This window comes from Nitrospirota bacterium, from assembly GCA_016207905.1.
Taxonomy (GTDB): Bacteria; Nitrospirota; Thermodesulfovibrionia; order Thermodesulfovibrionales; family JdFR-86; genus JACQZC01.
The window spans coordinates 1-11,911 of sequence record JACQZC010000075.1; the positions used below are offsets into that span (position 1 = coordinate 1).

Sequence of the window (11,911 nt, forward strand, 5' to 3'; positions counted from 1 at the left end):
CGAAAAAGAAAGGTTTTTAGAGGTTAAGGCAGTCTCAGTAACCCGGAGATATACGATTACATAAGGGATTTTGTGGAGATAAAGCTTGTAGAGGGATATAGGACAGAGGTAAATCTAAGAATAAAAAGGTGGCTTAAGGATGTTGCCTGTATCTTATCAGAGGGATTTATTATCACGGTAGACTATGGTTATCCTTCATGGCAGTATTACAGCGAGGAAAGAGGAAGAGGAACGCTGATTTGCTACGAAAGCCATAAGGTCAGTGAGGACTTCTATGAAGGGGTTGGCAGAAAAGATATAACCGCACATGTGAATTTTTCAGCCCTTAAAAGGTGGGCAGAGGCTCTTGGGTTTAAGACATTGGGGTTTTCAACTCAGGGCAGTTTTCTTGTGTCATTGGGAATAGATGAGGTGATAACAGAGCTTTACGGAGACTCCCCTGAGTATCCATTTGAAGTGACTAAGATAAAAGGGCTTTTGCTTCCAGGCACAATGGGCGAGACACATAAGGTGATGATTCATTACATGGGTAAAGAGGAAGATGTCCCTTGTCTAAGGGGATTTTCTTTAAAGAATCAGATTAAAAACCTCTGAGAGTATTCGTTAAAATGGTTGAGACTTCTTATGACCTCTTCGGAAGTGTGTGTCTCTATGGTGAAAACAGCATTATTATTAACCCTGCTATCTCTAATACAAGAGAAAAGCCTATCGAAATCAAATGTTCCCTCAGTGATGGGTAAGTGTGAATCGAGGTCTTTTAGATTGTCATGAAGGTGAAACTCTATGATATAAGGCATAAGCTCTTTAAGCCACTCATCCAGTGATGTATTGGAGAAAAGATTGAAATGTCCTGTGTCAAAACACAAGCCGAACCTGTCTGTGACAGAAGACATCTCTGCCATAAGCATCCTCAGGTTTGTAGGCTCATCCTCGAATATGTTTTCTATCGCTATTTTTGTATCCATCTTCGATGTCTTCTCGATAATTTTTTTCCATGTAACAAGGCTTCCCTCGAGCCATATGTCAGGGCGATGCGAATATTTCCACTTTTCATAGCCTGAATGAAATACTACTATGGCAGGCTCAAGAGGCTCTGCAAGGCGGAGTGTCTGCAAAAACCTCTCGATGGTTACTTCCCCTATCTTTGAGTCAACTGCCCCAGGACAAAGGTCCATAAAAGGTCCATGAACAGTTATAAGAGGATTATGGCTAAACCCTGCTTTAAGCCTCTGTATGTCTGAAATAGTGACTGAATCGAGAGTTTTAGAGCTAAAGTAAATCTCTAAGTTTAGCCTGTAACTATTTATAAATGAAAGATAATTATTTATCTTTTCAAATGGTATATGAATCTGAGGGGGTATCACTTTTTAGAGGAGGCTGGGGTTACAGATTCCTTTTTGTCCGAGGTTTCAGAGCCTTTGGCTGGGGCATTGACCTTATAGTCAGTATAGTCAGTTTTATACCAGCCTGTTCCTTTTAGGACAAAGGAGGTATTTGATATGAGCTTTTTCATTGGGCCTCCACATTCAGGGCATGTATTTAATGGCTTATCCTTAAACCTCCGAATAAATTCATAGGTCTTTCCACAAATTTTACATGAGTACTCATAAACTGGCATCTCTTCCTCCGTTCAGGATAACTTTTTAATATACAAAAAAGTTTAAGAAGAGTTCAAGCATGGGGGTAATCCTGTCTTTGCGTGGGTTCGAGAACCCTTCTGCCTCACTTTAAAATCTTAATGAAAATAATCGTTGCCATCTCCTTTTTTTATAGGTTCAATTTCATTTTCCTAAGTGCTTGAATTATCTTCATTTTTATCGTTTGAGTGTTCAATCTTTTTCATTTTGTTCAAATTGTCGCATTTTTCATCACCCTCGATGAGCCTTGCCTTATCCATAAGAATTGCAGAGGCAATAACCTTATCTTTTAAAGAAGCATATATGAGGTTTAGCTCACTTATCTTGCTTAGGATATGGTCTGAAAGAAGCCAGTATTTCATGGCTGCCCTTGCACTTACTCTTTTTTCCTCTGTGATTTTTTTATTCATAATTTGACCTCCTAATGAAAATATACACACCCAAGATAAAAAAGTCCTCTAACACATGTCTAAGACACATGTTATAAAAGCATGTCATATATACAAACAAAAGTCCTCTAAAGTAGTTCTAAGAAATAGTTCTAAGAAGTAGTTTCGCCCTGACGAGCCTTTGTCATTCCGACCCCAAAGGTGTCATTCTGGCTTGTCCAGAATCCATCCGCCTTTCTGTCATTGCGAGGCTTTGCCGAAGCAATCTTTTCCCCTCTCCCCTTGCGGGAGAGGGGTAGGGTCTGTTCCCCGAACAGACTGAAAATGTTGTCTGTAACAAAACGGCTCGTTCAGGGAACGAGCCCTACTAATAGAAATCCCTTGACAAAAAAAGACTCTGCCTAAGATAATATCACAAGTCCCGATTTCCTCAGAAAAGGAGGGGTTTATGAAAAAGGTTTTTTCGCTTATGTCATTCCGAGCTTGCCCCGGAATCTCAAATGTCTTATTCCTTGCCCTGCTTATCTCTGTGCTCTTTATTCCCCTTTCGCTTTATGCAGGCATTAATGATGACCTGATAATAGCAGCAGCACGAGGTGATATTGCCAAAATTAAAGAACTCCTTGACAAAGGCGCTGATGTTAATGCAAAAACCAATGATGGCATGACTGCTTTGATGCTGGCGGCAGATAAAGGTCATACAGAGATTGTTCGCCTGCTTGAGAATGCAATGAAAAAGAGGTAGAACCCAGACCCCACAACCTTGCCCTCAACTGCGATTGGGGGTCATGGGAGATGCACAAAGGGTGATTCTGAAAAAGTAAAAAGACATTATCATTTTGGCGGGACAACAAGTGCATGGGTTATTGACAGAACCCTTATCTGCCTGCTATAAATATAGCTCATGATTAAAAAGACAGAAAAGATATGGATGGACGGAAAACTCATCCCATGGGATGATGCAAAGGTTCATATCCTCACGCACACCCTTCATTACGGGCTTGGGGTTTTTGAGGGCATAAGGTGCTACGAGACATCGAGAGGTCCTGCGGTCTTCAGATTGGATGAGCATATCAGGAGACTCATTAAATCAGCACATATATTCCTTTTGGATGTCCCTTATTCGGAGGAAGAGATAAAAGAGGCGGTAGTAAAAACCATCAGGGCAAATAAGCTCAAGGAATGCTATATAAGGCCACTTGTATATATAGGTTATGGTGCAATGGGGCTTTACCCTAAAGGAAACCCGATTAATCTCTCCATATCAGTCTGGCCATGGGGCACATATCTTGGAGAGGAGGGCATCAAAAGAGGCATAAGGGTCAAGACCTCGTCTTTTATAAAAAGCCATGTTAATGCGAATATGTCGAGGGCAAAGGTCTGCGGATATTATGTGAGTAGTCAGCTTGCCAAAAACGAGGCAGTCTCAATGGGCTTTGACGAGGCACTGCTTTTAGATGCAGATGGGTATGTCTCGGAAGGTCCAGGAGAAAACATCTTTATATTAAGACAAAACTGCCTTAAAACCACCCCTCTTACCACTATACTTGAAGGCATCACAAGGGAATCAATCATGACAATTGCAAAGGATGAGGGTCTTACTGTCAGGGAGGAAAGGTTTACGAGGGATGAGGTATACATCTCGGATGAGGCATTCTTTACAGGCACAGCCGCGGAGCTTACTCCGATAAGGGAATTAGATGGAAGGCAGATAGGCACTGGGATGCCAGGTAAGGTCACAAAAAGACTCCAGAAGATATTCTTTGATACAGTAAAAGGCAAGAACAGGAAATACAAACACTGGCTTACCTATGTTTAAGGAAACATTTTGATTTGACTATCTCCTCCTAAAGCATCATAATCTGTTTAATGAGTCGGTTGCCTTTTATAATTATTTGGCTCTTTAGCCTTTTCAGTATCCCTCTTTTTGCCGAGGATGCTGATATAGTGGCTTTTGGCGACCACTCGCTCTGGGTTTTAGCAAACGATATTAAAAACACCTTTAAGAAGGACACAGGGATTTCCCTTTACCTCATACCCGAATTTGCCATTGAAGGGAAGGGCTGTGCAAAAGGTATTCTGCATGCGTCAGGAGGAAGCCCTGACAGAGACATAGGGCTTGTCTGCTGCAAGCTAAATCCAGACATAGTGAAAAAATATGGCATTAAGGTCTATCCTGTAGTTAGAGAGCCTCTGGCAATAATAGTCAATAAAGCAAATCCAGTCTCAGGGCTTACCTTAAAACAGGTCAAGGATATTTTTTCGGGCAGGATAACGAGATGGTCAAAAGTGGGTGGACCCAATGAGCCTATTGTAGTTATAACAAGGCTTCACTGCACCGAGCATATCCCTAACTGGACAAAGATACTCGGAAGTCCCCTTGAGTTCACGAAGAGGAGCCTGAATGTTAGCTCAGAGCCTGATATGGCAAAAACAGTTTCGGATTTCAAACAGGCAATAGGACATCTTGAGATGACAAGCATCGCTGAGTGGGGAAAAGGCGTAAAGATACTTTCCATCGATGGCTATATGCCTACAAGTAAAGACTTAATAGAAGGGCATTATCCATTCTGGGCAACGCTTTCTATCGTTACAAAAGGCGAGGCAAAAGGAAAGGCGAAAAGGTTTATAGATTACATCAGGACAAGCACTAATATCAGGGAAATCCTACTTAAATACGGTATGCATCAAACCCCATAAAGAAAATGTTTTTAGGCAATCTCAGATATAAAGAAAAGGTCTTTTTCCTTCTCGCACTCATCTTTATCATCATTTCGACAGGTCTTTTAATCATATACATACTTTCTTCAAGCGGAGTCATAAGAGAACATAGAGAGCATCTTAGAGCAAGCTCTTTTCTTACAGAGGACCTTATAAAGCGGAAAAACGATGAGCTGGCGAGGTTTATTAATATTCTCCAGAGTAACAAGACATTTATAGAATACTTTTATATAAGCACAGTTCTTTCCAGGAACATGGAGCCTGTTTCCGATATAGTTAAGCCCATATACATCTCTCAAAAGGTTGATGTCTTGATTCTTTATGATATGAACGGAAATCCTGTTTTAAGCTTTGATACGCTGGGAGAGAAAGGGCAGGTGAGGCTAAACCTTAAAATAAATGGCGATGGGTTCATAAAGACAAATGGGGCTTTAATGATTATGTCCAGAGGGCCATTAGAGTATACAGGTGGCACTGTGGGATATGTAGTTGTCGGAAAGTATATTGACGAGGAGTTTTTTGCTGATATAAAGGATATTGTCGGCAATGAGCTTTTTCTGGTCATAGAGGAGGAGATAGCAGTCTCGACTGTTCAGATTAAAGATGTCCCTTACAAGCCTATAAAAGGCAATCTCAACCTAAAACAGGGCACTTATTCGGTTTTGGAGAAAGATATCAAAGGTCCTGATGGTAATACCATAGGTAAGATAGTGATTGGGCTTTCCGATGAGATGCTTTTAAATTCTCTGCATAAGCTCAGGGCTTCTATGCTCGTAGTACTTCTCATCTTAGCCGGAATATCATTTGGTTTTGCCCTTCTTTTCATAAAGGCTCTCGTCAGCCCATTAAAGGAGATGGTTTCGCTTGTGGACAGGGTTGGAAAGGGTGAGTTTAAAACTATGGTTGAGATTAAAGGTAAAGACGAGGTAGCCCGTCTCTCGGAGAGGTTTAACGATATGCAAAGACAACTCGGTGCACAAAGGGATGCCCTCGAGCGCTACACCGAAAACCTCGAATACACCGTAGAGGAGCGCACAAAAGAGCTTCGAGGGACTCAGGAACAGCTTCTTCAGGTGCAAAAGATGGATAGCTTAGGTGCCCTCGCAGGAGGCATTGCCCATGACTTCAATAACCTGCTTTCCGCAATCTTAGGTTACGCAAGTTTTATCAAGGAGGAGATAGACGAATCGCACCCTCATTACAAATACTGGAATATCATAGAGCAGGTCGCTTTAAGGGGCTCGGAGCTTACGAGCCATCTCTTGACCTTCTCGAGAGGCAGGGTCGAGCTTAAGGCAAAAGAGCCTGTAGATATAAACAGACTCATAAAAGAGCTTTTAGGTCTTTTAGGCCGCACATTCGATATGTCCATAAGCGTTAAGACAGGTCTTTCGGATGAAAGGCTTTATGTCTTTGGAGATTCAAACACCATTTATCAGGCACTTCTTAATATATGCGTTAATGCAGGGGATGCCATGCCTGAAGGCGGAACCCTTACCATAGAGACATCGAGGTTTTATGCAACCGAAGGCTTTCTCGTAGGCCATCTTCAGGCAAAGTCAGGAGCCTATATACAGATTAATGTTACGGATACAGGCATGGGCATAGAGAAAAAGCATCTGGAGAGAATCTTCGAGCCATTCTTTACGACAAAGGAATTAGGCAGAGGCACAGGTCTTGGACTTGCAATAGTATATGGCATCGTAAAAGACCATGGAGGTTTTATAGATGTCTACTCAGAGCCCGGAAAAGGGACTACATTTAAGCTCTATCTGCCTGCCTATGAAGAGGAGGTTACCCTCAAAAAGGAGGATGAGACCTCACGGCTCGAGGCAGATGTCTCGGGAACAACCATCCTCGTCGTGGATGACGAGGAGCCCCTTAGAAGGCTTTGTAGGGAGCTCTTAGAGTCCGCTAAATACACTGTCCTTACAGCACAAGACGGGCTTGAGGCTGTAACTGTATTTCAGGAAAATAAGGATTTAGTTTCTCTCGTTATATTGGACATGATTATGCCAAATCTAAGCGGATATGAGACCCTTAGAAGGCTTAAGGCAATAAAGCCATCATTAAAAGTAATTCTCACCTCAGGCTTCAGTAAGGAGTTAGATGTTAGATGGTCGGAGGAAAAGGCTGTCAAGGGTTTCATAGAAAAGCCATATAGGTTACAAAGCCTCCTTAAGAAGGTAAAAGAGGTATTAGCCTCTACTGTTTGAGATGCCTTACTTGCCGAAAAAGAGCCTTTTAGTGCAAAATATCAGTTAGTCTTTAAAGGTGGAAAAATGGCAATAAGGGTTGGTGTTATAGGTGTTGGCTATTTAGGCAGACATCATGCAAGGATATACTCTGAGATGAACTCTGCTCAGCTTTATGCTGTGATTGACAGCGATAAGGCTAAGGCAGAGGAGATTGCACGACAGTATAACTCAAAGGCATACACTGATTACAGGTCTGCCCTTGACAGCCTTCAGGCATTAAGCATAGTAACGCCTACGACCTCTCACTATGATATAGCCTTAGAGTGTCTTAAGCAGGGCAAAGACATCCTTATAGAGAAGCCAATAGCCCATACAGTGAAAAAGGCAGATATGCTCATAGAGGAGGCTGGAAAAAAAGGCTTGCTCCTTCAGGTAGGTCATCTTGAGCGGTATAACCCTGCTGTCGTTTCAGCCTCTCGGTTTATCTCCGAACCATTATTTTTTGAGGCAGAAAGGGTCTCACCTTTTTCGGAAAGGGCAAAAGATGTGGATGTTACGATTGACCTTATGATACACGATATAGATATAATATTAAGTTTTCTTAAATATCCAAATGTCAAGAAACTAAATGCATCAGGCGGAAGGATTATGACCGATAAATTGGATTTTGCTTCTGCATGGCTTGAGTTTCAAGGCGGTGCGTCTGCTTTCATCAGGGCAAGCCGTGTATCTGAGGATACATCGAGAAAACTCAGGATATACGAAAAAGACTCTTATCTCCTGATAGATTATCAAAGACAGGAAATAAAAAAATTTCTCAAGACTGGAAAGGAAATCTCTGTGGAGCAGACTTCGCTTCCCCCAAAAGAGCCTCTTAAGGAGGAGCTAAGAGATTTCATCGATTGTGTTTTGAAAAGGACAAAGCCAATGGTCTCTGCAGTTGAGGCAAGGAATGCCCTTCAGATGGCAATAAAAATAACAAATAAAATCAAAACAAAGGATACGACTAAAATATGATACCAATGGTTGACCTCAAAAGACAGTTCTCTGACATAAAAGAGGAGATTTTAGATGTCCTCTCGGAAATACTTGAGTCTTCTCAGTTTGTTTTAGGGCCTAAGGTCAGGGAGCTTGAAGAAAAAATAGCCCAATACCACGGAGTAGAATCAGCAGTTTCGGTTGCCTCTGGCACAGATGCCCTTCATCTTTCCCTTAAGGCATTTGGCATAGGAAAAGGCGATGAGGTAATAACTACTCCATTTACCTTCTTTGCCACAGTAGAGGCAATACTTTATGTAGGTGCAGAGCCTGTTTTTGTAGACATAGAGCCGGAGACATTTAATATTAATGCCTCCCTTATAGAAAGTAAGATTACTAAAAAGACAAAGGCAATAATCCCTGTTCACATGTTTGGCTATCCAGCAGATATGAAGAGGATTCAGACTATAGCAGAAAAATACAATCTGTCTGTAATAGAGGACTGTGCACAGGCATTCGGGGCAAGCATCGATGGAAAAAAGGTAGGCAGTTTTGGGGATGCAGGATGTTTCAGTTTCTATCCGAGCAAAAACTTAGGTGCATATGGAGACGGAGGAATGATAATCCTCGATAACAAAGATATTGCCGATGAGATAAGAAGACTTAGGAATCACGGCTCTAAGGCTTCATACATCCATAGCACAGTTGGCTTCAACAGCAGGCTCGATGAGCTTCAGGCAGGCATCCTGCTTGTGAAATTCAAGAGGATTGACGAATATAATCTTCTCAGAAGAAAAAAAGCCGGCATTTATACGAAACTTCTGTATTCAGGGAAACTAAGATGTCCTTCCGAGAAGACAGGGTTTTATCATGTTTATCACCAATACACAATCGTGACTCCAAATAGGGATGAGATACAGAGAAGGCTAAAGGAAAAGGGAATAGCCTCTACAGTGTATTACCCCCTGCCACTCCATCTTCAGGAGCCATTGAAGTATCTTGGACTAAAGGAAGGGGATTTCCCCCATGCAGAGAGGGCATCTAAAGAGGTGCTTTCGCTTCCGATATATCCTGAGATAAAGGACTCCGAGGTGGAGCATATAGCAGAGATTGCAGGCAGTGTCTGAGACAGTAATGATAATTGCAGGGGAAAGCTCAGGTGAGCTGTACGGAGCTCTCCTTACAAAGGCGATAAGGTCTCTATGGCCTCGTGTAAAGGTAATTGGGGTTGGCGGAGAAAGGATGAAAGAGGCAGGGGCACTGGTGTTTGCCGAGGTCTCAAGTGCATTTGGCTTGCTTGAGGCTGTGTCAGCTTTCAGAAAGGTTAAAATGACTTTTAATAAGACCATAGATATGATGAAAAGAGTCATGCCGGATGTGCTTATCCTTATAGACTACCCTGATTTTAACCTCAGGGTCGCAAGGGTTGCAAAAAAATTAGGTATTAAGGTTCTCTACTATGTAAGCCCACAGGTCTGGGCATGGAGAAAAGGAAGGATAAAGACAATAGGAAAGCTCGTTGACAAGATTGCGGTAATTCTTCCTTTTGAAGAGGCAATATATAAGAGGAGAGGCATTCCATGCGAGTTTGTTGGTCATCCGATATATGAAGAGATCGAGTCCTCTTTGCTTTCAACTGCAAGGGAAGAATTGGGTATAAAGGAAGGCACCCCGGTTCTATCTGTTCTACCAGGCAGTAGACCTAATGAGCTTGACCGCCTCCTGCCTGTCCTCATCTGTTTTGTAAGGATGTTCAAAAAAGAATATCCAAACTACCATATCCTTTTGCCATTTGCTCCTAATCTGGATATACAAAGATATAGGACAGACATCAGGGAATTTGAGGCAGAAGGGGTCCAGATATTGTTTGGAGGCTCAATCTTTGCACTTTCAGCCTCTGATATGGCAGTCATTGCATCAGGGACAGCAACACTACAGGCTTCATTCCTTGAAACCCCTATGGTCGTCATCTATAAGGTCTCTCCAATTAGTTATCCTTTAGGCAGGCTGATAATAAAGGTAAAACATATCTCACTCGTAAACCTCCTGCTTGAAAGGCTGGTTGTGCCTGAGCTAATTCAGAGAAGGGCAAATGCAAAAAATATAATGATTGAGCTAAGAAGGCTCATGTCGGATAAGTCATACAGGGATGGGATGATTTCAGCCTTTAGAGAACTGAAGAACATATATTCAGAGAAAAAACCATCTCTCAGGGTGGCTGAAATAGTAGGTGAAATAGCAGGCTGGCAGGGGCAATGAAGAGAATCTTTGAGATTGTAGGGCCTCACTGGCAGAGAATCGCCCTTGCAGGCATATGCAGTCTTGTCGTCTCAGGCACTAACGGCACAATTGCATGGCTTGTAAAGCCTGCTGTGGATGACATACTTATTGCAGGAGACAAAAGCAAACTGATTCTCCTTCCATTTGTAATATTTGCAGTGTTTCTTGCGAGAGGCATTTTTACATTCTTTCAGAACTATCTTATGCGTTCCACAGGCGCAAAGATTTCAAGGGACCTGAGGGTAGGGCTTTACCAACATATGCTTTATCTTCCAATGAGCCATTATTCGAAGGACTCAACCGGCACAATGATGTCCAGAGCAATAAATGACACTGCAATAATACAGGAGCTTCTTGCCTATAGGGTCAGGGACCTCTTTGTCGAAAGCGGAACATTCGTTATCCTCATCTCGGTTGCCATGTACATGAGGTGGGACCTCACATTGATTGCCCTTTTCATTCTTCCGCTTGCATTTTATTCCGTAGGCCGTTTGGGCAAAAGGCTTAGGAAGGTTTCTCTAAAGGCTCAGGAAAAGATTGCAGACATAACAGAATCCCTTTCAGAAGGACTTTCTGGGGTAAAGATAATCAAATCATTCTCTATGGAAGACAAAGAAGGCTCAAGATTCAAAGACGGCAATCAGGCATACTACAGAGAGCTTATGAAAGGCACAAGGATTCTTGAGGCAACCTCCCTGATAATGGAGTTCACTGCAGGGGTTGGTATTGCATTTGTCCTTTGGTATGGCAGTTCCTTAGTCGTCGGTAAGACCATAACTGCAGGTGAGTTCTTCTCTTTTCTTGCCGCGATATTAATGATATATACTCCTGCCAAAAGACTTACACAGGTTAATAACGGAATACAACAGGCTAAAGCCTCACTCGAAAGAATAGACATGGTTTTAGATGAGCCCGAGGAGCCAAGTGGAACTCAGAAACTCACTGGGATAAATGAGATAGTGTTTGACGATGTATCCTTTAAATACGAGGGCAAGGAGGAAGATGCCCTTAACAGGATTAGTGTGAGGATAAAAAAAGGTGAGGTAGTGGCATTGGTCGGAAAAAGCGGCTCTGGGAAAACGACCTTTGTTGACCTCATAGCAGGCTTTTACTCGCCTACATCAGGCAGTCTCCTTATCGACGGTATGGATATAACCAGCATATCCAAGAAGTCCCTAAGGGCACAGATTGGCATTGTCAGCCAGGATGTTATACTCTTTAACGACACTGTAAAGGCAAATATAGGCTATGGTAGGCAGGATGCATTGGACGAGGAGATACTGAATGCCTCAAATGCCGCATATGCCCATGATTTTATAATGGCACTGCCTAATGGATATGACTCTGAGATAGGACAAAAGGGCATCAGGCTTTCAGGTGGCGAAAGACAGAGGCTTCAAATAGCAAGGGCAATTCTTAAAAACCCGCCTATTCTTATATTGGATGAGGCAACATCTGCATTGGATACACAGTCCGAGATGATTGTTCAAAAGGCAATAGACAGCCTCATGGAAGCACAAGGAGCATCGAGGACTATATTAGTCATAGCCCACAGGCTCTCGACAATAAAAAGGGCTAACCGCATAATAGTTCTCGATGGGGGATATATCGTTGAATCAGGCAGTCATGAAGAGCTTATGAAGAAAGGTGGCATTTATAAAAAACTCTACGAATTGCAGTTTGCTGAGGGGGCATCGCCCTCCTGAAT

The 11,911-nt window shown here is 42.4% G+C and carries 12 protein-coding genes; 9 read left to right on the forward strand and 3 right to left on the reverse strand.

Going from position 1 to position 11,911, the window contains the following annotated elements; translation table 11 throughout:
- Positions 1-72: 72 nt before the first annotated feature.
- Positions 73-594, forward strand: coding sequence for an SAM-dependent methyltransferase (locus HY805_09130; GenBank protein ID MBI4824371.1), 522 nt, complete (start codon positions 73-75; stop codon positions 592-594).
- On the opposite strand, the gene HY805_09135 is transcribed toward HY805_09130, so the two are convergent.
- The 3 genes from HY805_09135 to HY805_09145 form a co-directional block, all read right to left on the reverse strand.
- The gene (locus HY805_09135; GenBank protein ID MBI4824372.1) at positions 576-1,364 is read right to left on the reverse strand and encodes a sugar phosphate isomerase/epimerase; all 789 of its coding nucleotides are present in this window, start codon (positions 1,362-1,364) and stop codon (positions 576-578) included. The genes HY805_09130 and HY805_09135 overlap by 19 nt on opposite strands.
- Positions 1,361-1,618, reverse strand: a complete 258-nt coding sequence (locus tag HY805_09140) for a zinc ribbon domain-containing protein (protein MBI4824373.1) — start codon at positions 1,616-1,618, stop codon at positions 1,361-1,363. Before HY805_09140 ends, HY805_09135 begins: the two co-directional genes overlap by 4 nt.
- A gap of 171 nt (positions 1,619-1,789) precedes the next feature.
- Positions 1,790-2,047, reverse strand: coding sequence for a hypothetical protein (locus HY805_09145; protein MBI4824374.1), 258 nt, complete (start codon positions 2,045-2,047; stop codon positions 1,790-1,792).
- Between the two features lie 427 nt (positions 2,048-2,474).
- Between HY805_09145 and HY805_09150 the strand changes: the two genes are divergently transcribed.
- From HY805_09150 to HY805_09185, 8 genes are all read left to right on the forward strand, one after another.
- Positions 2,475-2,771 (forward strand): ankyrin repeat domain-containing protein, encoded by a 297-nt coding sequence (locus tag HY805_09150; GenBank protein MBI4824375.1) that lies wholly within the window; start codon positions 2,475-2,477, stop codon positions 2,769-2,771.
- A 159-nt stretch (positions 2,772-2,930) separates the two neighbouring features.
- The gene (locus tag HY805_09155) at positions 2,931-3,845 is read left to right on the forward strand and encodes a branched-chain amino acid transaminase (protein ID MBI4824376.1); all 915 of its coding nucleotides are present in this window, start codon (positions 2,931-2,933) and stop codon (positions 3,843-3,845) included.
- A gap of 59 nt (positions 3,846-3,904) precedes the next feature.
- Positions 3,905-4,726 carry a substrate-binding domain-containing protein gene (locus HY805_09160; protein MBI4824377.1) on the forward strand — a complete coding sequence of 274 codons (822 nt, stop codon included), beginning with the start codon at positions 3,905-3,907 and terminating at the stop codon, positions 4,724-4,726.
- Between the two features lie 5 nt (positions 4,727-4,731).
- A complete protein-coding gene (locus HY805_09165; GenBank protein ID MBI4824378.1) occupies positions 4,732-6,963 on the forward strand; it encodes a response regulator in 2,232 nt (743 codons plus the stop codon).
- Between the two features lie 66 nt (positions 6,964-7,029).
- Positions 7,030-7,962 (forward strand): Gfo/Idh/MocA family oxidoreductase, encoded by a 933-nt coding sequence (locus tag HY805_09170; GenBank protein MBI4824379.1) that lies wholly within the window; start codon positions 7,030-7,032, stop codon positions 7,960-7,962.
- Complete coding sequence (locus HY805_09175; protein MBI4824380.1) at positions 7,959-9,050, forward strand: DegT/DnrJ/EryC1/StrS family aminotransferase; 1,092 nt, start codon at positions 7,959-7,961, stop codon at positions 9,048-9,050. Before HY805_09170 ends, HY805_09175 begins: the two co-directional genes overlap by 4 nt.
- A 7-nt stretch (positions 9,051-9,057) precedes the next feature.
- Positions 9,058-10,182 (forward strand): lipid-A-disaccharide synthase, encoded by a 1,125-nt coding sequence (lpxB, locus tag HY805_09180; protein ID MBI4824381.1) that lies wholly within the window; start codon positions 9,058-9,060, stop codon positions 10,180-10,182.
- Positions 10,179-11,909: an ABC transporter ATP-binding protein gene (locus HY805_09185; GenBank protein MBI4824382.1), complete on the forward strand. Its 1,731-nt coding sequence runs from the start codon at positions 10,179-10,181 to the stop codon at positions 11,907-11,909. The genes lpxB and HY805_09185 overlap by 4 nt, the downstream gene beginning before the upstream one ends.
- Positions 11,910-11,911: the final 2 nt, after the last annotated feature.